Below are 24799 nucleotides of genomic sequence, written 5' to 3'. Positions count from 1 at the left end.
TTCCGGCTTCCCGGCCGACAAAGACGATCTCGAGGGGAAACAACGATTTCGAGGGAGAACGACGATCTCGAGGAGGACCGAATCCTCGTGGACGGGTTTCAAACGTACCGGACGATTTCAAACGTACCCGAAGAGCGTTCCGACCAGTACGAGCACCCACATGACCGTGCCGACGAGCAGCATATCGTTGAATTTCGACCGCCGGGTGGCTCGTTTGGCAGCGCCGGCGGCGATCAGGCCGAGTGCAACGACGACGAGCATCCGTTGGAGGACGACATCCACCGGAAGCGTGTCGACGCCGAGCAGGCTGTAGTCGAGCCAGATCGCGACCGCGAGCGAGCCGGCGGCGACGACGGCGGCGTCGAGGCGTCGCGTGAGTCCGCGCGCGAGAAGGTAGGTTGCGGCCGGAATTCCGATCCCGATCACTGGGTACAACAACGCGGCGATCTGGTGTGGCGTCAGAAACCCGGCCTGGCGCTCGAGGGCGAGCCCACCCATTCGAACGCCGAGATAGAGCGCCAGGATCGTAAAGACGAGGAGGACGTGGCCGGCCTCGAGGCGGGCGTAGGCGGCGGCCAGCCGGCGGCGATCGACGTCGGTCAGGTGGTCGTCGATCGCAGCGGCTGTTCCCTGGGCGACGCGTTCGCTCGCGGACTCTCCGGTCTCGGTGGGGCCGCTGGTGTGGCGTCTGCGGGTTCGGGCCCCGACTATCGTCGGAACGACCACCAGCCCGGCGAGTTCGACGACGGTCGCCCAGCCGTCGGCGTCGGCGGAGTTCCTGTTGTCGAGATACATGCGGTGGACGTCCTCTTGGACGTCGACTCGCGGGTGTTCCATGAAGTCGTTCTCGACTTTCGTCTGGGCGTCCTGTGAGCCGTGGACGCGGTGACGGAGCGTAAACCAGTCGAAGTGTTCCGAGTGCGTCTGCATGATGACCCAGTCGTCGTCCTCGTTGGGGCTCTCGTAGAGCCGAATGTGGTATCGCTGTCCGTAGTAGTCGCCGTCCTCGAGTTGGCGCGTTTCGGTCGTCCAGTAGCCGCTTTCGTTCGGACCAGGGTCGACGTACGCATAGCGAGTGCCGCCGTCGGCCTGCCCCCAGTCGAGATTCGGTGCGGGACCCTGCGGTTCGTCCGGCGGCGCGTCGTCGGTGGCGTTCGTCGACGAGTTGTTCGGCACTGGTTCGGTGCCGCCTTCGTCGATCGCTTCGATTTCGCTGTCGGATTCGTTATCGTCGGTCGGCTCGGTTTCGTTATCGGATTCGGTACCGCTAGTCGGCTCGGTTTCGTTGTCTGATTCGTTCCCGCCGGTAAGCGAGTAGGTATCCGGGAGTGCTTCCTCCTCCGATTCGTTGATCTCGGACCAGTCGCCGTCGTCGGCGTCGGTCAGGACCCGCTCGACGTCGTCGGTGTCGCCGCGGACGACGACGTTGATCGGACTCGTCCGCTTGAACCCTTCCCGTGCGCTGAGATACTGCCAGAAGCGGCTTTCGGAATCCTCGAGCGAGACGAGCTTCGGTGTCGGTTTCGTCTCGGTCTGGGTCGTCGTGGCGGGTGCGGTCTGGTCGGCCGACAACGACACCAGCAGCGACGGCCCTCCGACGAGCAAGAACGCGAGAACGAGCAAAACGACCGTGATTACGATCGAGCGGCGCATCTATCCATAGCTAGCGGCAGGGAATACATCAAACTACCTTCCCGAGACGATACGCGTTCCTCCGGGAGGGGACGGTCTCGACCGATCGCATCGTCGTCCCTTGGGTCTCGAGGGGGCGGCGATTCAAACGCCGGGCCCGACGGTAGTGACGGGAACGGGGGCCTCGCGGACGACCCGTTGGGAGACGCTTCCAACGACGTTCCGTTCGTACTCGTCACCGCTGGTTCCCATGACGATCAGATCCGTCCCGTTGGTCGCGGCGTAATCGACGATACACTCGGCGGGGTGGCCGGTTTCGACGGCAGTCACCGTCTCGACGCCGTGATCGGCAGCGCGCGTCGCCGCCTCGTCGACGGCCTCGCGAGCGGTGGTCTCGAGGTCCTCGCGGACGCGCTCGATGCGGTCGTCGTCGAGCACGAGAAACGCGCGGTCGTCGACGACCGAAAGGACGTGCAGGGTTGCGTTTCTGGTGGCCGCGACGTCGATCGCGTGGTCCGCGACGGTCGCCGCGTGCTCACTGCCGTCCGTCGGAAAGAGGATCGTCTCGTACATCGCTGTCTACGTAGACCACTCGCCCGGACGGAAAAAGGGGTTTCCTTCCGTTCCCCTGGCTGGGAACATCGCGTCGAACCGCGTCTCGGGTCCACGTCTGGCGCATCACGGCGGCTGTGGTCCGGTTCACCCTGCCCTCGAGGTGTCCTCTCGGTTCGAGCCGACCGCCGTCACCGTGCAGGCCCCAGACGCCTGGGATACCTAGACGCCCGGGATCCCGAGGGCGTCGGGCGTCACGAACCCGACGACGGCGAAGGCGTAGACGATCGCGACCGCGACGATCCAGGCGATGAAGCCGATCGCGACCGCCGATCCCCAGCCGCCGGGATAGCGCCAGTTGATGACTCCGACCCAGATGATCAACATCAACAGCACGCCCAGGATAGGAACCCACCCGACGAAGAAACTCGTAATCGCCCAGGCGACCGCGCCGATCAGCGCGGTCACCGCCGCGTTCACGACGCTCGCATCCCTGTCTAACACCAGCCGCGCGCCTGCGAGAATGCCGATCGTTCCCACGAGCAGGCTCAGGACGAAGATAAGGACGGAGTCGGCGGCAGCCATGTTAGGGTTTCCAGCTCAGTTCGATCTCGACTGTCTCACGGTTCCCCCGGAGCATCGACGAGCGTTCGACGACCTCGACGGAGACGTCGACGTTCTGGGGCGGGTCGAGCGACACGTTCTTGTTCCCGACCGGCACGGTGACTGCCGCCTCGCTTTGCCCGAACTCCGTCGCGAGTTCCTGGAGGTAGGCGGCGAGTTCGTCTCGAGGGAGCGTCTCGTCGGCTGTCGTCCGTTGCGCCATGCGGGGACATCGAACAGCTGCCTGCAAAAGTATGGGCTGCAAACGTGTTCCTAACCCGTTGTTACTGCCGAAACCGCTGTTGTAACGGACGACTGATTCCCCAGTTGAGTCACGGCCACGCGGGACCGGTCGCTAGAACAGGTTGGCTTGCTGATATACGGAGATCCCGTCGGCCGTAATCTCGTACGGTTTCTTTTCTCGAGAGTGGTTGGCGTCGCGGATCTTCTGAATCTCGATCGCCATCCGGGTTTCCCGGAAGTCGTCCGGCCGGACGTACTGGAGGACGAAGACGGCGTCCGTGAGATACTCGACGATGCCGTATCGGGAGGCGTAGGGGGTCTCCTCGGATGCCTCGCTCGTCAACAACGCGGTGACGCCTGCCTCCTTCAAACTCCGGGAAAAATCGTATATTTCGTTGCGACGTTTCGCTCGATCCTTGTACATCATCTCGAGCAAGGAAACCGAGTCGAGGACGAGCCGCGAGGCGTCGAACTCCTCGACGAGCGTGGGGAGTTCGTTCCGGATCGAGGCCAGACTGTTGGCCATCTCGATCGGATCGACGTCGACGACGGCGAGTTGGCCGTCGGCGACGTACTCGTCGAACGCGTATCCTTTTTCGGTTGCGCTGTTGATGACCCGCTCGCGGCTTTCCTCGAGCGTGATGAAGACCGCTCGCTCGCCCTGCTGGAGTCCGTGGGTGAGAAACTGGAGGCCGAACGTGGTCTTGCCGGTTCCGGCGCTGCCCATCGTAACGATGAGCGACCGCTCGGGAACGCCACCCTGGATCATCCGATCGAGCCCCTCGATGCCGAGTTCGAGTCGCGAGAGTTCGGAGTCGATCGCCTCGTCGAAGTCGGGTTCGTCGCTCCCCCCGAACACGAAATCGAGATCGTCGAACCCCTCGGGACCGCTGGTAGCCGCCCCATCGGCCACAGCGTCGGTCGTCGGGGCGTCGACGTCCTGGAGCGCGTCGCCGAACTCCTCCTCGAACAGGGGGTCATCGTCGTCGGTCGTCTCCGCCACATCCCCCTCCCGTGTCGAGTTCGACTCGGGGTCAGCGTCGTGTTCGCCGGCATCGTCGCCTGCCGAACCGTCGCCAGCGGTGGGTTCGGCTTCGGGTGTCGGCGGCGTTCGCTCCTCGTCCGTCTCCCCGTCTTCGAGCGCCCGTTCGAACCAGTCGTCGGTGTCGTCACTCACGGCGACCACCCGGCGTGGGTCCGGTCCTGGGCGAGCGTCGCTGGCGGATCCGACTGCTGGTGACGACAGCGACGTGACGGGGGTAATTCGAGTAGACGGAGGCCATACGTGACACTGCGACGGGATCGTCGCGGGAGTTCACGTGTCCGAAGTCGTTCCAACCGGATTAACTTTGTTGCCGTCGGCGGGACAAGCGTGGCTTTTTCATCACGGGGCGGGTATCCGCCGACGATGGACGTTGCCGTCGGAATCGTCGCCCAGCGTGACAACGAGCGTGCACAGACACTCGCCGGGAGCCTCGTGGAGACCCTCGAGCGCGAGGGGGCAACCGTCGTCGTCGACGAAGCGACCGGCGAGGCACTCGAGGCGACGACCGTCCCGGTCGCTGCGATGGCGGGTCGTGACCTCGTCGTGAGCATCGGCGGTGATGGAACGCTGTTGTTCACGGCCCGCGAGGTGGGTTCGACGCCGATCCTCGGCATCAACCTCGGCGAAGTCGGCTTTCTCAATGCCGTCGCGCCCGCGGACGCGGTCGACGTCGTCACTGCTCTCGTGACCGAACTCGAGGAAACGGGAACCGTCGCGGGCCGCGAACTGACGCGGCTTCGGGCAACCGGGGTCGGCGAGGACTGGACGCTCGAGCCCGCCCTCAACGAGGTGGTCGTCCACGGGCCCCGCCGGGGGAACGGCGGCGGCGCGACCGTCGGGATCCGCGTCGACGGCCAGCAGTACGCCGAGAGTCACGCCGACGGCGTGCTCGTGGCCACGCCGACGGGCTCGACCGCCTACAACTTGAGCGAGGGAGGACCACTTCTCCACCCGGCTGCGGAGACCCTCGTGGTCACGCAAATGGCCGCGACCGAGTCGATGCCGCCGCTGGTCGTCGAACCGGACACCGAACTCACCCTCACCGTCTCCGACACCGACACCGCGTACGTGATCAGCGACGGTCGCAACCGACAGCGCCTCGAGCCCCCGGCGACGGTATCGGTCTCCCTCGCCGCCGAATCCGTCACGCTCGTCGGCCCACGGGGGAATTTCTTCGACGCGCTCGACAAGCTGGAATAGTTACTGGTCGCCTTCCACGAGTCGCTCGAGGTGTTCCGGCGGTACCGCACCGCGGGCGACGTGCCCGTCCGAGAGGAACGTCGGGACGCCGGTGATTCCCGTCTGCTGGGCCTGGGCGAATCGCTCCTCGAGTTCGGCCTGGAGGCTCTCGTCTGCGATCGCCTCCCGAATCTCGTCGGCCGGTAGGTCGACGTCGTCGGCGAGGTCGGCGAGTACCTCGACGTCGCCGATGTCGCGTCCCTCCTGCCACAGCGCCGTGTAGATCGCCTCGTCGAACGCCTCCCAGCGGTCGGGATACGCTCCGTTGACGTACCACGAGGCGACCTGCGCGTCGAACGAATCGATGTCGGTCGCGATATCCAGCGTCATCTCGACGTCGTACTCCTCCTGTAGCCGACGGACGTTCTGTTTGGCCTGCTCGTAGTAGCCCTCGTCTTTCCCGTCGTCGACGTCGTGATCGATCGAGCCGTCCGGGTTTCGCTTCCCGCGTCGCAGGTCGAAGGGATGCCACTCGACGGTGAGGGGCTCGTCGCGACCGTCGCGGTACTGCTCGAGCGAGCGCGTCCCCAGATAACAGAACGGACAGACGTAGTCCGCGTAGATCGTTAGTCGATCCCCGGTCTCCGGCGTCGATCCGGTATCGGCGTCAGCCATGGATTCGGTAGGTGTCCGTTACGGAAAAGTCGCCGGTCACCGGCAGTCGAGCGGCCGCCACCGAGACGAGGCACGGACGCAACTCGAGTAGTCGTTCCCCGGGCGGTCAGCTCTCGGATCCGGTCGCTACCCGGCTCGCACTGTCGGTGTTCGACTCCGTCACGTCCGGCAGGTTCGGATCCCGGTAGGGGTTGTGACCGTACGCCGGCAGCTCGTCGTCGAGTTGGGATTTGAGGACTCGGCGCAAGCGATTCAGGCTGGTCGTATCCAGCCCGTATTCGGCCGCGAGCCGCTTGAACGGCTCTTCGTCGGTGATATCGTGGGCCCGGTACTGTGCGAACAGGTCCTCCATCCGGTCGGCGGAGAGTTCCTGCGCGTCGATCTCGTCGAGCCCGAAGTATTGCTGTCGATCGACGTCGACGACGTGGCGGATCACGACCAGTGCGACCTTGGGAATCGCCCGCTGGCTCCCGAACTCGGTGAGGTCGATCTCGTCCATGACGCCGAGCGCGAGATCGCGCTGCCAGGGCGTCACTTCGAGGGCGTTACACAGCGCCTGCGTGGTTCGCAGCCGGTCGAGACGGTGGGCGCGCTCGCTGTAGCCCGGCGTCGCCGCGTGCTGTTCGTCGTGGAGGCGGCGCACGCTCTCGGAGAGGTCTCCCTCGGGCGACTCCGCGCGGCCGATGACCGTCGCGCTCGGCGTGACGACGCCCCACCGGCGGACCGTCGAATCGCGCTGGACGTCCGCCCGCGAGAGCGACCCGGACCCCGGACGGGTCTCGAGGCGGCGCTCGTCGTCGGGGGCGACGCCGTCTGCAGCCCCAACGGGTCGCTCGGGATCGGGACTCGGGTCGGCACCGTCGTCTTGCATCGTCTGTCGCTCGGAGAGGGAGAGTAAAAAAGGCTCGCTCCGCGCAATACCCTTGGAAACCGGACACACAACGTTTCTAACAGGAACGAGTGCCACGGCGACCTCGAACGGGACGGGCGCTGTCGCTCCGGTATCGGCGACGTTCGACTTCGTGACCGGGACCGTCCGTCCGCGAAAAGCCCTTCGTAGCTTCACCTTGTGACCAGAGGTACTTAAACGACGGTCGCTCGAGGGACGACCAGCCAGCGAGCAGCGTCGAGCTGCCGACAGCCCGAGCTGTAATGAACTGAATCTCCCGCCAGAATCGGGGCGTCTCTCCCGTCGTAGCTTCATCTTGTGACGAGAGGCACTTAAACGGATGCGCGGATCGACGATCGGAGTCGCTACTGGACGGCCGCGAGTAACTCGTCGAGATACTCGTCCAGCCGTTCGGTCTCGGGGCCGGCTCTCGCGTGAATTTCGGGGTCGATCGGGTTCGGTGGGTGAGCGAACTCGCGGCCGACGGCGTCGCCGATCGGGACCCCGCCCTCACCCCTTCGTTTCCGCTCGAGCAACTCGCGAGCGCGTTCGATCCGCTCGGGATCGAAGACTGTCGGTGCCTGCTCGTCCAGGAACCGCTCGAACTCGAGCGCCGGCAACTCGTGGTCGCCACGCTCGCCGGTTTCTTCGAGGTAGTACGCGGACATCGCCGCTCGACAGATCGTCAGATTTCGCTTCACCGTGGGTTTCGTTTGCGTCTCGGTGAAGCGCTCGTCGTCGGCCGGGACCGTCATCGTTCCGTCGTCGGTTTCGACGACGAACGCCTCGTCGTCGGCGTCGACGATCGGGAAGAGTTCGTCGTCGGTGCGGACCAGATGCTGGGAGATGTACTTGCGGTAGTTGCTCGTCGCGATGCCCCGCCACGTGTGATACAGGTCGATCGGGTTGTAGGTCCGCTCGAGGTAGTCGGCGAGGTCGGTGGGGTCGTACGCGAGTCGATACCGGATCGGGCTCCGCAGCAGGTCGATCGCACTCTCGTTCGACTCGGAAAGCAGGCGGACGAACGTCCGTCCGTCCCAGCCCTGATATTCGAACTCGCCTCGGTCCTCGACGATCGTTTCGGGGGGATCCTCGAGGTGGGCGTATCGGCGCAGATCGGTCGGCGCGTAGACGAAGCCGACGTCGTAGTCGCTGTCGGGGCTCGCCCCGCCCCAGGCGTGGCTCCCGCGGGCGACCGCGACGGCGACCGCGACGTCGTACGTACGTTCGATCGCCCGCAGGTGGTCGTCGACCGTTTCGTGGATGCGTGGGGGAACAGTGGCCATGGCTGTGGCTCGAGTGTGGAACGGAGACGAGAGAACGCCGGCGTGCCAAATGCCCTTCGTAGCTTCACCTTGTAACGGGAGACACTTAAAGAACGATCCGGACGGCGCTGTTACGTGAGTTCACAGTTGTCGCCCCTGCGAGTGGGCTACCCCGCGACCTCACTCCCGAAGCCACGTCGAACCGTTATGGCATGTGCGTAATCGGCTTTCGAGAGCACGCCGACGAGTTCGCCGTTCTCCTCGACCAGTGCGTTCGCGCTCCCCGTCTGGTTCAGAACGGCCAGCGTCTCGAAGGCGTCGGCGGTCGACTCGATGCGGGACACAGCCTCCATTACGTCCTCGATGCGGGTCGTCCCGCGGTCGTTGCCGCGAGCCGTGCGGAGGTCCGCGAGCGTGACGACGCCGATGCCGGTCCCGGTATCATCCGTAACCAGATGGATCGACCGCCGGTCGCGAAGCAGCTGGTCGCCGAACTCCTCGACCGTCGTGTCGGCCGAGACCGTCGGGGGATCCCTGGTCATGATGTCTCCGACCGTGATTCCCTCGAGCAGTTCGTCGAGGAGCACCGATCGCGATTCCGTCGTCGCGGCTCCGTAGATGAAGAAGGCGAGCAGGAGGAGGATGAGCTGGAAGGTGAAGACGCCGACGAGGGCGAACAGGAACGCAAACGCGACCCCGACCCGCGCCGCGATTCGCGTTGCGGTGCCGTACGGACGGGAACGAGCCAGGAGGGCACGGAAGATCCGTCCGCCGTCCATCGGGAACGCGGGAAGGAGGTTGAATCCTGCCAGTAGCAGGTTCGTGACCGCCAGATAGCCGACGACGAACCGCACCGCGTGGAGGGAGGTCGGCGCGACGAGCACGCCTGCATAGCAGACGGCGGCGATGAGGACGCTCGTGATGGGGCCGGCGATGGCGATCCAGAACTCCCGGTCCCACTCCTTCGGGAACGTCTTCAGCGATGCTATTCCACCGAGGATCCACAGGGTGATCGAATCGATTTCGATGCCATATCGCAGTGCGGCCCACGAGTGGCCGAGTTCGTGTAGGGTAACGCTCACGAACAAGCCGACTGCCGCCGTGATACCGATGAGCCACGGCATCGCCCCGGCTCGGAGCCTGATGAGGTCGAATCCCGTGCCGGTGAATCCTTCGATGAACCCGGCGTACAGTTCGATCTGCTGGCCGCTTCCGATGAGCCACGCGAGGATCGGGAGGAAGATCAGCAACGAGGTGTTGATCCGAATGGGGATATCCCAGATCTCCGTGATAGTGTAGCTTCGCACACGTCCTGCTAGCACCCCGGGGCCTTAGGTGACCTGAAAGCGACTCTTCGACGGTCCGTAAGTTTACTCGCGCGAGAAAACCGCAGTCCCGCCGGAGCGGTCGGCTGTCCCGCAAGAAAGGGATCGTAGCCACCGAAACGATTTACACTAAGTGCAATCCCGTCGTGCGATCGAATGTTCAGTGACTACTGTATTCCGGCCTCAACCGATCTTCGAACCGTTCGCGAGCGGGATACAGTCGACTCTCGAGAACGAACGCGTCGCAACTACCGAATTGGCGCACTAGAGAACGGCGCTCGTCCCGTCATAGCTCCACCTTGTGACGGGAACCACTTAAAGAAACGACGACCCGCTCGAGACGGCAGCGGTACTATCGGGTCCGTCGAGCCAACAACTACTGGTTCCGAAAGGTTGAATCGATCGCTCCCCTGAATGCGGGCAATGAGTCATCAGTTGCCGGACGTGCAGGCGACGTCACCCGACGTCACTGTCGGCCTGAGCCAGGTCGGCGTCACCGGCGTCGACAAGCTCGTCAAGATCGCCCGCGAGGGGAAGCGGCCGATCGTTCTCACTGCCGAGTTCGAGGTCTTCGTCGATCTTCCCGGCTGGCGCAAGGGCGCGGACATGAGCCGCAACATGGAAGTCATCGACGAGATCCTGGAGGACGCCACCCGCGAGGAGGCCTACGGCGTCGAGGAGGTCTGTGGCGAGGCCGCCGAACGGCTCCTCGAGCGCCACGATTACACGTCGCGGGCGGAGGTCTCGATGGAGGCCGAGTTCATGCGGCGCGAACAGACCCCTGCCAGCGATCGCGAGACCCAACATACCGTCGACATCGTCGCGTCCGCGACGGCGACCGAGGACGGCACCCGCGAGGAGATCGGTGCACGGGTCACCGGCATGACCGTCTGCCCCTGCTCGCAGGGCATGTCGACGGCCCGCGCGAAGCAGACGCTCGAGGACCTGGGCGTCGAGGAGGAGACGATCACGGCGTTCCTCGAGGAAGTGCCACAGCCGGGCCACTCCCAGCGGGGGCACGCGACGCTGACCGTCGAAGCCAACGGCGACCCGTCGGTCGATCTGAACGACATCATCGATATCGCTCGGGACTCGATGAGCGCGCGGATCTACAACCTCGCGAAGCGGCCCGACGAGGACTACATGACGTACGACGCCCACGCCGACGCGAAGTTCGTCGAGGACTGCGTCCGTGCGCTGGCGGAAGGCGTCGTCGACGAGTTCGATCACCTGGCCGACGACGCGGTAATCACGATGAGCCAGTCCAACGACGAATCGATCCACCAGCACAACGCCCACGCCGAGCGGATCGTCGAAATGGGGACGCTCCGCGACGAGATCGACAACTAGTCCCCTTCTACCCGTCGACTGCAGGGTCGGCGGGGATCAGATCGCCGGATTCGACCCCCCAGTGCAGCCGTGGACCGTCACTAAAACTCGAGGGGCTCGGCCTGTTCCCAGCGCGGAACGAACTCCTCGTGGACGTTCGCGGCGAACTCCGGATCCTTCAGGTCGATCATGCCGAAGGCCTCGCCCGAGGACAGCGGGTTGGGCACCTGGATACACACCTCGACGCCGTCGATGAGGTTGAACGACCCCGTGACGTCGTCGTGCGTACGGACGTCGAAGTCGTCGCGTTGCTGTAAGGTCTCCCGATAGCGCCGCCCCACCTCCTCCGACATGGAAGCGACCATCTCGCGAGTCATCAACAGATCGACCGAAACCCCACGATCGAGCGCGTCCTCGAGTTGGGCGTTGATCTCCTCGCTGACCGCCTGCATGTCCCACTGGGGCGAAGGGTGTGACGACACCATTACGATGTCCCGATCGGCGGCCGCCAGCCGCTCCAAGAGGAGATCGATCGTCTCCTCGGGACCGACGGCGGCGGTCCAGAACTGTTCTTCGACCGGCTCGGCGGCGTCGAGTTCGTCGGCGAGGTCGTCGACGATCGACTCGTACTGATCGGCCTTTTCCTCGAGTTCGCGTTTCTTGTCCTCGAGCAACCGGTCGAGCGCCGTCGAGGGCTCGACGGCGACGTACTTCTTCGGGCGGCTCGCGGTCTGGCTCCGGACCAGGTTGTACTGTTCGATACTGTTTAACACGTCGTAGATCCGCCCCATCGGGACGTCGCTCGCCCGGGACAACTCCTTGGCCGTTGTGGGGCCGGTAGTGAGCAACGATCGGTAGGCTCGAGCTTCGTACTCGGAAAGCCCGAGATCCCTGAGACTGGCCATGTCGAAACGCAATCCACTGAAGAAACATAAACGCTGTGGTAGTTTGGCGATGCGGCGGGTTCGGCCGGTAGGGAGCCGAGCGTCAGTCGAGAACGGTCCGAACGCGTTCGCTCAACTCGGCCGGAGTTTCGGCAAGGGCTGACACGTGATCGCCCCGCTCGGCCCGCGCCGTTCCAGCCGCGAGGCCGTCGGCGTCGGGAACGACGACTTTCTCGTGGTCCGCGAGGCGAAGCGCCGCCCGGTGGAGGTCCGAACCGGGTTCGGTTGCGACCTGGATCACCAGCGGGCCCTCGAGCAGTCGGGAGACGGCCGTCGCGTAGCGGGCGATCTGGACCCCGAAGCGCTCGCTGGCCCCGGCGAAGGCCTCGAGCGTCTCCCGTGCGAACTCGCGATAGCGATCCTCGCCGGTCAGGGCCGCCAGATCGATCAGCGCGTCCGCGAACGCGACGTTCGAATCGAGCGGCCGGAGCGGCCGATCGCACAGGCCGACGCCCTCGGCGGGGCCATCGAGGAACGAATCCTCGTCGTGGAGTCGGTCGATCGTCGTCTCCGCGACGGCCGTCGCGTCCGCGAGCGTCTCCGTCTCGAGGGTGCTCGCGGCCGTCGTCAGCGCCGCCAGCAGACGGGCCTGGTTCGTGAGGAGACACACCGCGTCGCCGTCGTGACCGAGTTCGACGCCGTCTTCGCGCGCGTGTGCGACGACGCCATCGACGAGCAAGTCCTCGCGGACGGTTGCGAGCGCCCGTTCGGCGTACCGACGGGCACGTTCGTCGTCGGTATACGAGTAGTAGGTGAGCAGCCCCTCGATCGCAAGGGCGTTAGAGCCGGCGAAGACCCCGTCGTCGACCGGTGGCTCGGCGGCGGCCGCTCGGTCCGTCGCGTCGAGACTGTGGGCGTCTTCCTCTCCGGGGGCCTGGCTGTTCGCGAACGCGTCGGCCTCGTCGTTCCACAGCGTCGTCGTCAGGAACTCGATCGTCCGATCGGCTGGCTCGCGGTACTCGTCCTTGCCGGTCAGCAGGTAGGCGTTGGCGAAGGCCCGGACGAGCGCGCCGTTGGAATCCAGCAGTTTCTCGCGTTGGAGGCCCGACCAGTCGCGATCGGTCGCGAACCGATAAAAGCCGCCGTCGTACTCGTCTAACAGGTTCGCGCCGACCGCATCGTACGATCGCAGCGCCATCTCCCGGTCGCGTTTCAACGCGAACTCGAGGGCGTCGGGCAGCGGGAACTTCGGGCTTTCCCCCCAGCCCCCGGCAGTCTCGTCGTAGGTGTCGGTGAGGTGTCCGAGCATGCCCGTTTCGATAGCGGGGGTCAGCTCGCCGGCTGGTGGGTTGTCCTCCCGCAGCGGCCGGGGGACGCGCGCCGCGCCGCTGCCTTTGGTCTGCCACATGGTTCGGACGCTGTCGAGGACCTGTCGCATCCCGTCGGGACCGAGATAGCCCGCGCCGGTCAGCACCGAGCCGTCGGGGGCGAGAAAGACCGTCGAGGGGAACCCACCCATGTTGTAGCGATCGCGAACGCGCGGATAGCGATCCACGTCGACGCGGACGGGGACGAAACTGTCGTTGACGTTGGCCGCGATCCGGGGCTCCGAATACGTCTCCTCGTCCATCTCGTGGCAGTGATCACACCACGTCGCGGTCAGCGAGAGCAAGACGGGACGGTCGGCCGACGCCGCTTCGTCGAAGGCCGCTTCTCCCCACTCGCGCCACTCGACGCGGGTCGTATCGTCCATATCGGAGCGACGCACGTGGCGAGGGTAAGCCCTTCGTTCGCGTGTGCTCGTCCCGCGTTCGCGACCGGCTCGCTCGAGGGAGCGATGCAGGCGGGACGGAGAGTAAAGGATTTTCACTCTTCGGAGCCTAGTCGAGGTATGCTCCGGTGGATCTTCGCGCTGTTGCTCATCCCGTTTCTCGACGCCGTGTTGCTCGCGGTGATCGTTACTCAGTTCGGGTTCCTCAGCTGGGTCGGGATGATCCTCCTCGTCGTCCTGACGGGCTTGATCGGGATGTTGCTCGTCCGTGCGGAAGGCCGACGGACGATCCGGAAGATGCAACGGTCGATGGCCGAGGGAACCCCACCGACGAACGAACTGCTCGACGGCGGGCTGTTGATCGCCGCCGGCGCGTTCCTGTTGACGCCCGGGCTGGTGACCGACGGCATCGGGTTCCTGCTCGCCGTTCCGCTGACCCGGATCCCGATCCGTGCCGCGCTCAAGCGGTTCGTGATCGTCCCCTACGTGGACAAGAAGACGGGCGGGTTCGCCAGCGGCGGCGTCTGGACGTTCGGGTTCCCGGAAGGCGGACCCGGCCGAGAACGGACCGAGTCGGCCGATAGCGGAACGTACGACCTCGGTGAGGACGCGTACTCCGTCGCCGGCGACGACGAGGACGCCTACACGATCGATTTCGGCGACGAGCGGACGGACGATGCGGACGACGAGCGAGACGACGATCCCCTCGGTCGGTAGCGGTTCGCACGGGTCCAGGAGAAAGAAACGTTTAAACGTACCACCGGGCAACTACCGAGTGCGACGAGGGAGCGGCGGGCCAATAGCTCAATTAGGTTGAGCGCCACTCTGATAAGGTGGAGGCTCTCGGTTCAAATCCGAGTTGGCCCATACTTTTGCGGCGAGCAATTTCGCGAGCCGTAAGTATTGAATCCAACTCGGATTTGAAGCCCTGGCAGTCGCAGCTGGTGAACGTAGTGAACTAGATCGTCTGCCTCTGGTTCAAATCCGAGTTGCCCCACTTCTCGCGACGAACCATTCCGTGAGCCCCGAGTACGTGCTGCCGCGAGGATTTGAACTACGGAAGACGCATGCTCGCGAGCGAAGCGAGTGAGACCGTCTTCCGCCGGTTCAAATCCGAGTGGGCCCATATCTGCGGCGCGGGATTTCGCGAGTCGAACCGGCGATTGATCCGTTTCTCGAGTTCCGTCTCGACGAGCCTCTCGTCGCTTTCGGTGGGTCGAGTGCGATCGCCCTCGAGTTTAAATACGAACGCGGGGCCAGACCGCCCATGATCGACGACGCGATCCGCGTGCTCGCGGGTGACTGCACCGTCATCGCCGAAGACAGCGACCGGGAGGAGTATCGCGGACGAGTCACGACGATCGTCAAGCCGGACAACACCGTCCTCGTCCACGATATCGACGGCTACCAGCCCGTCGCGTGGCTGACGCGGGCCGACAGCGTCTCGAGCGATCGCAGGGACGGCTTCACGCTCGTGGCGAAAAAGGACACGCAGACGCTGCGGATCGCCGCCCACGAACGGGAGGGGTTCGCTCATTACCCCTCCTCCGCGGCCGGCACGCCCGTGGGCACGTGTCCCGACTGTGGAGGCGCGCTCGTCCGCTCGAGTGGCGTCCACTGCGTCAGCTGTGGCGATCGGTACGGCGTGCCGGCGGACGCGACGGTTCGGGACGAACAGTGCGATTGCGACTGTGGACTCCCGAAGATGCGCGTCGAGCGCGGCCTCGCGTTCAACGTCTGCCTCGACCGCGGCTGTGAGTCCCTCGACGCGGCGGTCAAACAGGCGTTCGACCGCGAGTGGGCGTGTCCGGCCCCGGACTGTGACGGCGACCTGCGGATCCTCCGCCGCGGCGGGCTCATCGCCGGCTGCGAACACTACCCCGACTGCGATACCGGCTTCGCCGTTCCCGCCGGCGTCGTCGACGGCGAATGCGGCTGCGGGCTCCCGACGTTCGAAACCGCCAGCGGCATCCGCTGTCTCGACGCGACCTGCGACCGTGCGCTCGAGGCCCCACTCGAGACGGAATCCGCGGCCGACGACTGACCGTCCTCGCGGAAGTGAGTTTTCGCGGGACGGTCGTCCGGCCAGCAGACGAACCCGGCCGACGAGGAATCGATCCGCAGCCACTTAGTGCCAGCCAGTCAAAACCCGGCTATGTCACTCGAGGGGCGGTTCGAGACGGACGAGGGCGTCGTCCACGTGGGGGGCGATGCGCGCCAGCGGTATCACGACTCGCGGGGGTATGGCTATCCGCTCGAGGGCAACGAGATCGCGCTCGCGCCGGTCGAGGCGGCCCACCTGCTCTACCGGGGTGACCTCGAGGCGGTGGTCGACGGGGAACGCGGCCAGCGCCTGGGGTTCCGGGAGTTCGTCGCCCGGGAACCCGGCGAGGATTTCGGCGTTCGATTCCTCGTCTACGCGGATCTGCGCTCGCGGGGGTTTTACCTCTCGCCGAACGCGGAGCCGTGGGTACCGGACCCGCCCGGCGGCGAGGCGGACTTCGCGGTCTTCCCCCGTGGGAAGGGTCCCCGTGACGGCGAGATCGCCTACGCCCTGCGGATCGTCGGCGAGCGAACCGACATCCCCGCCGCCGAACTTCGGCCGGGCGTCCTGGCGGTCGTCGACGAGGAGAGCGAAATCACGTACTTCGAGGTCGGACGCCGGGATCCGACCGGAACGTCCGGTTCCGACGCCACGCTCCCCGAGGCCTGCGAAGCCGACCTCCTCGCCGATCGGGTCGTGGTCTGGGAGCCGCCGACCTCCCTTTACGAGCACACGTTCTACGGCCAGCCCCTCGAGGGCCGGGAGTACGACGAGCCGACGCTGCAGTGTTCCCTGCTCGAGGCGACCTATCTCGCCGAGCGGGGAGCGATCGATCTCGAGCCCGAAACGGTCCGCGAGCGGGGCCGCGAGGTCGAGGGGGAACGGTTCGATCGGCGGCTGACCGTCTACACGGCCCTGCGGGAACGCGGGGTCGTTCCGAAAACGGGCTACAAATTCGGTGCGGATTTCCGGACCTACGCCGACGTGGAATCCGTCGAGAACCTCGGACACTCCGAACTACTCGTTCGGGTCCATCCGGCGGGATACGTCTTCGAACCCCGCGATCTGGCGCTGGACGTCCGGCTCGCCCACGGCGTTCGGAAGACGATGGTGTTCGCGCTGGTCGATCCCGAGGCGGGAATCGAGTGGTGGTCCCTCGAGCGACTGACCCCCTGATCGGTCCTCGAGTCGGACGTCTACTCCCGCGAGCGGTATCCTGATCGACGGGCGAATCGTGGTGTCCGATAGTCTGAAAACCCCAACGGCCGAGGATCGGAGCATGCAACTCGAGGTGATCGGCGTCGGCGGCGCGGGCTGTCGGATCGCCGACGCGATCCGGGCGGCGGAGCCGGCGGACCACTCGTTTCTCACTGACGTCTTCGCGTTCGACACCGACGCGGACGACCTCGCGCGAACCGTCATTCCCGAGTCACACCGGTTTCAGTACGGCGAGGACGCGAGCGATCGTGACGGCGATCCCGACGCCGGCCTCGAGCGAGGGCTGGCGATCGGCCAGGAGTCCGTCGACGAACTGCTCGGGGCGCTCGAGGGAGGTCGGGGGACCTCGCTGGCGGCCGACGCCGTGCTCCTCACGGTCGGTCTCGGCGGGGCGACCGGCGGCGGCACAGCTCCCGCACTCGTCGCGGCGCTGCAGCGTCGATACGACGCGCCGGTCTACGTCCTCGCGACGCTGCCTGCCGACCGGGAGTTCGACGCGGAGGCCGATACGTCGAGTGCTGGCCATCGAACGAGCGATCACGCCGACGACGGGCCACCGCGGCCCGACGCGGCAGCGAACGCGATCGAGAGTCTCGAGCGACTCGACGGGCTCGCGAGCGCGATCATCGCGTTCGATACCGACGCGTGGCTCCGCCCCGGCGAAGGGCTCGTCGACGGTCGCGATCGCTGTAACCGCGAGCTGGCGACGCGAGTTGCGGCCGTCTTCGCCAGCGGTGGTGATTCGGACGGTGCGGTCGCCCAGACGGTCATCGATACGAGCGACGTCCGCCGCATTCTGGGTGACGAGTCGGCCATCGTCACGCTCGGATACGGCGAGCAGACGGTCGAAACGAGCGGCTCACGGTTCGGCCTCGGCCTCCTGCCATCGGAGCCCGACGTCGAGACGAGCGAGGCAGCCAGTGCCATCGAGACCGTGGTCCGCAAGGGAATCCGCGGCAAGCACACCCTCGAGTGTGATCCCGTGACGGCCGAGCGCGGCCTGTTGATCGTCGGTGGGCCGCCGGCGTGGCTCAACCGCCGGGCGATCGCCGAGGGGCGGCGAACGCTCGAGTCGGCTATCGGCGGCTCGGGAATCCTCGGCGGCGACGCGCCCCGACCGGACGGCGATCGCGTCTTCGCGGCGGTCGTCTTCGCGGGCGTGAAATCGGATCGACTCGAAGAATTACGGGTCGCGGCGGACTGATTTCGACGTCGGCCTCCGGCGGCCGCGAAACCGCTACCCGAACGCCTCGAGGAATCGCGTTCCCAGCACGACTTCCGTCCCCGCCAGCCCGACCGAGCAAAACAGCGTGAGATCGTCGTCGTTCGATCGACCCAGGTGGGGCTCCTCGAGGACGTCGGCGAGTTCGACCAGCCGTTCGCGATGCTCGCCGGTCGCGATGTGGGGCCGATCGTAGTCGTCGACCTGTGGGATCGAATCGGTGGCGACGACGTCGGCGCGGTCGACGACCGCGAGCGGGAGTTCGTGGCCGTCTCGGAACCGCGGGCCGATCGTCGTGACGTGGGTGCCGGCCGCGAGCCAGTCGGGATCGAAGACCGGCTCCTCGCTGTCGGTCGCACAGACGAGCGCGTCGGCCTCGCGGACGACCGGTTCGGGATCGTCGATCGCACGGACCGGTGGCCCGACCTCGGCGGCGACCGTCTCCGCGAAGGACGCGCGGCTCTGGGTCGTCGGACTGTAGACCAGTACCTCGTGGAAGTCGCGGGCGGCACACGCCGCGCCGACCTGCGCTCGAGCCTGATGGCCCGAGCCGAGGATTCCGAGTGTCTCGCCGTCAGCGCGGGCGAGAGCGTCGATCGCCACGCCGCCGATGCCGCCCGTTCGGAGCCTGCCGATCGCGTGCCCGACGAACAGCCCCTCGAACCTGCCCGTCGTCGAATCGAGGACCGCGACCAGTTGTGTGTGGCCGTCTCCGTTCGTGTAGGTCTCGTAGAGCCGGAAGCCGGCCGCGTTGGCCGGGCCGGTTGCGGCCCCCGCAGTGAAGACGAGATCGCCCTCGCCGACGTCGACGTGCCAGCGCGGCGGGGCCTCGAGCGTGTCGGCCGCGCGTTCGGCGACGGCGTCGCGCATGGCGTCGACGACCCCGTCGTAGTCGAACTGCGAGTACACGTCGCCGTCGGTGAAGATGGGGAACGCGGTCACGGACGGACGGTCGCGTCGAAAGAACTTAATGATGTAACGAACCGACCGAACTGACGACCGGCCGGTCCGAACCCCGTCGGACGGGCCTACAGATCGGGGTTGATGTCGTTGTCGTGGGCCAGGAGGTCCGTGTTGACGTACGCTGGCAGGTTGAAATCGATGTGGTCGAGTTTGACGAACGTCCCGCAGTCCCACTCCTGTTGGTTCTCGATGCACTCTCCCTTCGCTCCCTCGGGCATCTGATACCAGTCCTCCAGGTCGTCACAGCTATTGACGCCGCCGTACCAACACGGTGCCGGGTCGGTGAGTCGCACGCGCTGGCCCTTACCGAAGTACGACGCCGAGGCCGTCCCGGTCGCCGCGATCCCGACGGCACCGGTCGCGAGCGTCGTCGCGCTCAGTTTCAGCACGCTACGCCGAGTTTTCCGATCATCGTTCGACGACATACAGTGCCACGCGCAACGCTGATTGTATTAAATTTATTTTCTAGATTCATAGATATAATATTGTCGAGAGGATAACGTTTTCACACCCGAACCGTGATACCAGCCGACAGAGGCCGACGTTGACGGCGCAACCGAAGCCGAAGGCTTTTGCGCGCCGGCGCGCCAAAACGCACCTAATGACCGGAGACGACCCACTCGAGGAGGAGTCCGGGGAACCGACGACCGGGGAACCGCTGACCGATGGAGGTGCCGCTGGTGCCGACGACGTGGCACTGGACCCCTGGGGATCTTCGAGCGTCTCCGACTACCGGAAGCTGTTCGAGGAGTTCGGCATCGAGGAGTTCGACGAAATACTCGAGCAGGTGCCAAACCCCCACTACCTGATGCGTCGGGGCGTCATCTTCGGCCATCGGGACTACCGCCCGGTCGCGAAGGCCCTGCAAAACGACGAGCCGGCCGCCGTTCTGTCCGGATTCATGCCCACCGGCGACCCCCACATCGGGCACAAACTGGTCTTCGACGAGATCATCTGGCACCAGGAGCAGGGGGCCGACGCCTACGGCCTGATCGCCGACCTCGAGGCCAACTCGGCCCGCGGGCTGAGCTGGGACGAGATCGACGAGCACGCGCGTAACTACCTCCTCTCGTTGCTCGCGCTCGGTTTCGACCCCGAGGAGGGGGAACTCTACCGGCAGTCGACCAACCGCGAGGTGCAGGATCTGGCCTTCGATCTGGGCGCGGAGGCCAATTTCTCGGAGTTCCAGGCGATCTACGGATTCGACGGCGAGACCGACGTCTCCCACATGCAGTCGGTCGTCACGCAGATGGCCGACATCCTCTACCCGCAACTCGAGGAGCCAAAGCCGACCGTGATCCCGGTCGGCCCGGACCAGGATCCCCACGTCCGGCTGGCCCGGGACCTCGCCGAGCGAATGCGCTTTTTCAAGGTCTCGAAGGCCTACGCGAGCTTCGAACTCGAGGACGACGAGCGCGCCCTGGTCGCCGAGTTCTACGAGCGACTCGACCCCGCCGACTTCGACGACGACACCCTTCGGTGCGTCCACGTCGCCGAGGCGCTCGAGGAGACGCCGCTGTCGGAACTGGACGTGAGCGCGGACACGCTGAGTTCGGCCCTGACGAAGTTGAACGAAGCCGGCATGGAGCCGGTCCGCCCCCGGACCCGCTTTTTCGATCGGCGGGCGACCGACGACGCCTTCGACGCGCTGATCGACGCCATCGAGGGCGAGAAACGGGTCTACGAGAGCCACGTCGACGCCTTCGAGATCGACCGCGCCGCGGCCGAGGACCTCGCCCGCGAGGTCGAGGTCGACAACGGCGGCTACGGGTTCCAGCCGCCGTCGTCGATCTATCACCGCTTTATGACCGGTTTGACCGGCGGCAAGATGTCCTCCTCGATCCCGGCGAGTCACATCTCGCTGCTCGACGATCCCGAAGACGGCTACGACAAGGTCAAGGCGGCGACGACCGGTGGCCGCGAGACCGCCGAGGAACAGCGCGAGAAGGGTGGAAAGGCCGACGAGTGTCCCGTCTACGAACTCTACGCTTACCTGTTGGCGGGGGACGACGACGAGTTCGCAAAGCGGGTCTACGACGAGTGCGTCGGCGGCGAACGGCTCTGTGGCGACTGCAAGGAGCAGGCCGCCCAGCTCATGCGGGAGTTCCTCGCGGAACACCAGGAGAAACGCGAGGAGGTCGAGGAGTTGCTCGAGGACGCCGATATCGAACTCGAGTCGCCACGGCGACGGTGACCGAGCGCGGAGACGGCGCTCGAATCCGGGGACGGCGCTCGGTCGTGCTCAATCGGTCTCGGTAGCGTCGGTGAATTCGAACCGAGCGCCGCCGGCGTCGCTCTCGACGAGCCGGATCCCCCAGCCGTGTGCCACAGCGATCGTCTCGACGATCGCGAGGCCGAACCCGGTCCCGTCGGGCGTCGTCGAATAGCCGTTGTCGAACACGCGCTGGCGTTCGTCGGGCGGGATCCCGTGACCGTCGTCCTCGACGTAGAACCCGTCGTCGAGCCCGCCGACGGTGACGGTGATCCCATTGTCGCCGTGTTCCACGGCGTCCTGCTGGGTCTGCAAGTCGGGGTTCGTGGAGCCGTGTTCGATCGCGTTTCGAAACAGGTTTTCCAGCAACTGGCGCGCTCGTCCCTCGTCGGCGTGAATCGTCACCGTACCGTCGAATCGAAGGGACCCGGCGTTCGTTTCGACGGTTCGCCAGCAGTCGGCCGCGAGCCGTTGCAGATCGACGGCCGCGACCGAGTCGACGCGTTCGCCCTGTCGTGCGAGGGTCAACAGGTCCTCGATGAGTCTGTCCATTCGGTCGATCGCGTCACGGCAGTGATCGAACTGTTCCCCGTCGCCCGTTTCCGCGGCCATCTCCAGCGAGCCCGCGAGGACGTTCAACGGGTTCCGGAGGTCGTGGCTCACGATGCTGGCGAACCGTTCGAGTTGGTCGTTCGTGCGCTCGCGCTCGCGCTCGCGTCGCTTGCGTTCGGTGATGTCGTGGGCGGAGACGATGAGCGAAACCACGTCGTCTTCGTCGTTCGTGACCGGCCGGATCGTGCCGACGACGGTGAACGTATCGGCCCCCTTGCCGACGTGTTCGCGCTCGTATTCGACGTATTCGCCGTCAGCCGCGCGGTCGATCCACCGACGGAGGTCCTCCCTTGCGCCGTCGTCCCACCAGGGCGTCTCCCAGAACGGCTCGCCCCGTATCGCCGCGTGGTCGGGCTCGACGTACGCCATCGCGGTCTGGTTGACCCGACGGACCGTCCCGTCGGGATCGAGCAGTGCGGCGAGCATCTTCGGGTCCTCGAAGACGGCCTCGAATCGTCGTTCGGACCGCTGTAACTCCCGTCTTCGATCGTCGAGTTCGGTGATATCCCGTCCCTCCGGGACGAGCAGCGTTACGGCTCCCTGTTCGTCCCGAACGGGACGGATCGAAAAGTCGATGATCGCGGTGTCGTCCGCGCCCTGTACTTCGATCGTCCGGCGGACGAACTCACCGCCGGCGGCCCGTTCGATATCCGATTTCGTCCGTCGCTGGAGCGACTCCGAACGACGGAACCAGTAGGCCTCCCAGATGGGGGTTCCGATGATCGCCTCACGGTCGATGCCGCCGAACTCGAGCGCGGCGTCGTTGACCTCGATCACCGTCCCGTCGGGCTCGAGCAATCCCGTGAACTGGTAGGTTCGATTGAGGATCGATTCGTACCGGTCGTCTCCCGCCCCGTCCGTGACGTCGGGAACGGAGACGGAGGGGTTGCCGTCGGGATCGTCGCCGGAGTCGGCGCGACCGTGCTGACTCCCGGAGCGTTCGATACGGTGGCGATCCCCGTCTCGCTCGTCCGAGGCCGACTGTCGGTTTTGTAGGGCGAGCGATTGACGCCGACGGACGAGCAGGGACTGCAGTCGACGCCGAAGGGTCGCGCTATCGAGTGGCGTCCGGAGGACCGCATCGACGAGTGTCGGCTCGTCGCTGGCGTGGGGATCCGGCAGCGACATCGCATCCGCTCGCGGATCGCAACGTATCACTACGACGGGGCAAAACGCCGGTCGTCGGGCTCGCCGTCGCAACTCCGACTCGTGCGTGGCAAAGCGGTCGTCCCCGACGACAAATAGATCCGCATCCGAAACGGATCGGTCGGTCGTGAGTTCGTACTGGTCGGTCAGCAGGTTCCGGACCGTCGTTCGGCACCCGTCGTCCCCGATCAGTAGCTGTATGGTCTCGCAATCGTCGGGACGCCGTTGGATCGCCTCCTCGTCGTGTGACGTCTGTTCGGTCATAGGGCGCCGAGACGCCGGTTCGACTCGGTCGCGAACCGTCCTCGAGAGAGCCGTCGATTCGCACCCCATCGTTCGGCACGGCCGCTTTCGCAGCCCGGAATCCGAGCGAGATACCCCTTCGAATCGATCATCGTCGGTGTAGACGGAATCGAACGTCTTGGACGTTGTGGCAGCGAACCCCCTGGAGTGACCGGTCGTCGAGAGCCGACTCGTGGAGACGTCGGCTGTGCTCGCGATGACGGGTCCGTGTCTGACGAAGATATATACGGTCAGTTGTGAATACGAAAAATGGTGATGGCTCGGCCCTCCCGCGATCCGACCGACGACCTGCTGGTCGCTGCCGATGTCCTCGGATCGTTCGGTGTCACGGCGACCGATCTCGCCGGCGAGTCAGCCGAGGAGAACGGCCTCGAGGACGCAGTGGCCGATGTCCTTTCGACGGGCGTCGATCGGACGACGGTGCTCCGGCGGACCATCGCGCGAAGCGACCGTGGCATCGCCTGTGCGGCGCGGTACTCGCGGGCCGATCTCGAAGCGGAACTCGAGGCCGCCTTCGAGGCGATCGGCTGGTCGCTCGCGGGTTCGGCCACGCCCGGGGGACTGGAACTGACCGCGACCGATCCCCACGGGCGGAGCCGCGAGGCGACGGTTACCTATCCCGAAACGCCGCTCGCATCCGATAACCTCCCCGCGGTCCTGTGGACGATCACCGAGACCGTCCTCGCCGGGACCGACGCACGGTTCATCCTCCTCTCGTCGGGCGTCGATCGCTGGCGTGCCGTGCTGGCGGCCGAACCCGAACTCGAGCGACTCCGCGAGCGGTACGGACCGCGGATCGAGGCGTTCGATCGCCCGCTGTGTCCCGAGTACGGACTCGCGGCGTACGTTCCTGGGGCGTCACCCGACGGAGCGTCCGCACTCGGGGCCGATAGCCACGGTTTCGATCCCGATGCCGACCCCTGGCCGCCGTGGGCACTCGAGTACGAGAGCCACGGGCAGACCGACCCGGATCCCGGGAGCGTCGACTCCCTCATCGAGGACGCCGAGCCGTCTTCGGCGGCGGCGACCGACTCGACTCAGCCGTCGACTTCGGGGGCGTCCACGTCGGACGAGCGACGCGAAATCGACGGCTTCGAACTCCGCGGCGAGCCGTCGGTTTCGCGGACGCGTCCCGACGACGGTTCGACCGAGACGAGCGATTCCGGACGGTCGTCGGTCGACTCGAGTCGCCGTGATCGATCGGCAGGGGCCGACGAGTCGTCGACGCGGACGACCGAGTTCGGGACGCTGTCGGGATCGACAACGACCACGCGCGTCGAGAACGACTCGTTCGGGACGGATCTGGACCCCCAGTCCGAGGACGACCGCTACCGCGCCGTCGGTGCGGCGCTCGACGCCGGTGGAACGGTCTCCGTTCGAGGCTTGCTCGAGGACGACGAGTTCCTCCCGGAGCTGCCGGCCGTCGAGCCCACCGAGACCCGTATCGAGTTCGACGACGAGTGTGCCCCCGTCGAGCCACCCGACGCGACCGCAGCGGCCGAGGAGTCGGGATTCGAGTGGGTAGAGACGGGCTCGCTCGAGACGATGCGGCTATCGGACGGATAGTCCTGTCGTGTGGTAGCCCACATCACAACGTTTTTAGGCCGCTCACGAGTGGTCTCGAGTATGGCAGCCGAATCCCAGGTTCGTGCCAGTGACGGCACCCGACCACAGCGGCCGCGATCGG

The 24799-nt window shown here is 65.9% G+C and carries 22 protein-coding genes and 1 tRNA gene; 9 read left to right on the top strand and 14 right to left on the bottom strand.

Annotation, left to right across the window (positions count from 1 at the left end):
* Positions 1-117: 117 nt before the first annotated feature.
* From CP557_RS16340 to CP557_RS16320, 5 genes are all read right to left on the bottom strand, one after another.
* Positions 118-1653: a hypothetical protein gene (locus CP557_RS16340; RefSeq protein WP_097380882.1), complete on the bottom strand. Its 1536-nt coding sequence runs from the start codon at positions 1651-1653 to the stop codon at positions 118-120.
* 123 nt (positions 1654-1776) lie between these two features.
* Positions 1777-2205 carry a universal stress protein gene (locus CP557_RS16335; protein WP_097380881.1) on the bottom strand — a complete coding sequence of 143 codons (429 nt, stop codon included), beginning with the start codon at positions 2203-2205 and terminating at the stop codon, positions 1777-1779.
* A 201-nt stretch (positions 2206-2406) separates the two neighbouring features.
* On the bottom strand, positions 2407-2769 hold the full coding sequence (locus CP557_RS16330; protein ID WP_097380880.1) for a hypothetical protein: 363 nt from the start codon (positions 2767-2769) through the stop codon (positions 2407-2409).
* A 1-nt stretch (position 2770) separates the two neighbouring features.
* Positions 2771-3010 carry an amphi-Trp domain-containing protein gene (locus CP557_RS16325; RefSeq protein ID WP_097380879.1) on the bottom strand — a complete coding sequence of 80 codons (240 nt, stop codon included), beginning with the start codon at positions 3008-3010 and terminating at the stop codon, positions 2771-2773.
* Between the two features lie 132 nt (positions 3011-3142).
* Positions 3143-4216, bottom strand: coding sequence for a KaiC domain-containing protein (locus tag CP557_RS16320; protein WP_097380878.1), 1074 nt, complete (start codon positions 4214-4216; stop codon positions 3143-3145).
* Positions 4217-4438: 222 nt separating this feature from the next.
* Here CP557_RS16320 and CP557_RS16315 point away from each other — a divergent pair, with 222 nt between their 5' ends.
* The gene (locus CP557_RS16315; protein ID WP_097380877.1) at positions 4439-5275 is read left to right on the top strand and encodes an NAD(+)/NADH kinase; all 837 of its coding nucleotides are present in this window, start codon (positions 4439-4441) and stop codon (positions 5273-5275) included.
* On the opposite strand, the gene CP557_RS16310 is transcribed toward CP557_RS16315, so the two are convergent.
* The 4 genes from CP557_RS16310 to CP557_RS16295 all read right to left on the bottom strand — a co-directional run bounded on the left by CP557_RS16310 (position 5276) and on the right by CP557_RS16295 (position 9390).
* A complete protein-coding gene (locus CP557_RS16310) occupies positions 5276-5929 on the bottom strand; it encodes a DsbA family oxidoreductase (RefSeq protein WP_097380876.1) in 654 nt (217 codons plus the stop codon).
* A gap of 106 nt (positions 5930-6035) precedes the next feature.
* Entirely contained in the window at positions 6036-6800 is a 765-nt protein-coding gene (locus CP557_RS16305; protein WP_097380875.1) for a DNA-directed RNA polymerase subunit epsilon, read from the bottom strand.
* A gap of 383 nt (positions 6801-7183) precedes the next feature.
* Positions 7184-8104, bottom strand: a complete 921-nt coding sequence (locus CP557_RS16300; protein ID WP_097380874.1) for a nucleotidyltransferase domain-containing protein — start codon at positions 8102-8104, stop codon at positions 7184-7186.
* Between the two features lie 146 nt (positions 8105-8250).
* Positions 8251-9390 carry a site-2 protease family protein gene (locus CP557_RS16295; RefSeq protein ID WP_097380873.1) on the bottom strand — a complete coding sequence of 380 codons (1140 nt, stop codon included), beginning with the start codon at positions 9388-9390 and terminating at the stop codon, positions 8251-8253.
* Between the two features lie 441 nt (positions 9391-9831).
* Here CP557_RS16295 and mptA point away from each other — a divergent pair, with 441 nt between their 5' ends.
* A complete protein-coding gene (gene mptA / locus CP557_RS16290) occupies positions 9832-10758 on the top strand; it encodes a GTP cyclohydrolase MptA (protein WP_097380872.1) in 927 nt (308 codons plus the stop codon).
* Positions 10759-10838: 80 nt separating this feature from the next.
* Here mptA and CP557_RS16285 read toward each other — a convergent pair whose 3' ends face one another.
* Together CP557_RS16285 and CP557_RS16280 are read right to left on the bottom strand one after the other, a co-directional pair.
* Positions 10839-11642, bottom strand: coding sequence for a TrmB family transcriptional regulator (locus CP557_RS16285; protein WP_097380871.1), 804 nt, complete (start codon positions 11640-11642; stop codon positions 10839-10841).
* 82 nt (positions 11643-11724) lie between these two features.
* A complete protein-coding gene (locus tag CP557_RS16280) occupies positions 11725-13374 on the bottom strand; it encodes a DUF255 domain-containing protein (protein ID WP_097380870.1) in 1650 nt (549 codons plus the stop codon).
* Between the two features lie 138 nt (positions 13375-13512).
* Here CP557_RS16280 and CP557_RS16275 point away from each other — a divergent pair, with 138 nt between their 5' ends.
* From CP557_RS16275 to CP557_RS16255, 5 genes are all read left to right on the top strand, one after another.
* On the top strand, positions 13513-14109 hold the full coding sequence (locus tag CP557_RS16275) for an FxsA family protein (protein WP_097380869.1): 597 nt from the start codon (positions 13513-13515) through the stop codon (positions 14107-14109).
* A 76-nt stretch (positions 14110-14185) separates the two neighbouring features.
* Positions 14186-14259, top strand: a tRNA-Ile gene (locus CP557_RS16270).
* 400 nt (positions 14260-14659) lie between these two features.
* Positions 14660-15436 carry a DUF91 domain-containing protein gene (locus tag CP557_RS16265; protein WP_097381682.1) on the top strand — a complete coding sequence of 259 codons (777 nt, stop codon included), beginning with the start codon at positions 14660-14662 and terminating at the stop codon, positions 15434-15436.
* Positions 15437-15547: 111 nt separating this feature from the next.
* Positions 15548-16612, top strand: a complete 1065-nt coding sequence (gene endA / locus CP557_RS16260; protein ID WP_097380868.1) for a tRNA-intron lyase — start codon at positions 15548-15550, stop codon at positions 16610-16612.
* Positions 16613-16715: 103 nt separating this feature from the next.
* A complete protein-coding gene (locus CP557_RS16255; protein ID WP_097380867.1) occupies positions 16716-17858 on the top strand; it encodes an FtsZ/tubulin family protein in 1143 nt (380 codons plus the stop codon).
* A 33-nt stretch (positions 17859-17891) separates the two neighbouring features.
* On the opposite strand, the gene CP557_RS16250 is transcribed toward CP557_RS16255, so the two are convergent.
* Complete coding sequence (locus CP557_RS16250) at positions 17892-18818, bottom strand: ornithine cyclodeaminase family protein (protein ID WP_097380866.1); 927 nt, start codon at positions 18816-18818, stop codon at positions 17892-17894.
* A gap of 86 nt (positions 18819-18904) precedes the next feature.
* Entirely contained in the window at positions 18905-19264 is a 360-nt protein-coding gene (locus CP557_RS16245) for a hypothetical protein (protein WP_143825084.1), read from the bottom strand.
* 176 nt (positions 19265-19440) lie between these two features.
* On the opposite strand from CP557_RS16245, the gene CP557_RS16240 reads away from it, so the two are divergent.
* Positions 19441-21033: a tryptophan--tRNA ligase gene (locus CP557_RS16240; protein WP_097380864.1), complete on the top strand. Its 1593-nt coding sequence runs from the start codon at positions 19441-19443 to the stop codon at positions 21031-21033.
* Between the two features lie 48 nt (positions 21034-21081).
* Here the strand turns inward: CP557_RS16240 and CP557_RS16235 are convergent, their stop codons facing one another.
* Positions 21082-23073, bottom strand: coding sequence for a PAS domain-containing sensor histidine kinase (locus CP557_RS16235; RefSeq protein WP_245853040.1), 1992 nt, complete (start codon positions 23071-23073; stop codon positions 21082-21084).
* Between the two features lie 294 nt (positions 23074-23367).
* Here CP557_RS16235 and CP557_RS16230 point away from each other — a divergent pair, with 294 nt between their 5' ends.
* Positions 23368-24678: a hypothetical protein gene (locus CP557_RS16230; protein ID WP_394340602.1), complete on the top strand. Its 1311-nt coding sequence runs from the start codon at positions 23368-23370 to the stop codon at positions 24676-24678.
* The last annotated feature ends 121 nt before the right edge of the window (positions 24679-24799 follow it).

It is taken from the genome of Natrinema ejinorense, from assembly GCF_002494345.1.
Taxonomy (GTDB): domain Archaea; phylum Halobacteriota; class Halobacteria; order Halobacteriales; family Natrialbaceae; genus Natrinema; species Natrinema longum.
The sequence above is the reverse complement of the archived record's forward strand: the minus strand, read 5'-3'. Positions and strand labels throughout refer to the sequence as shown.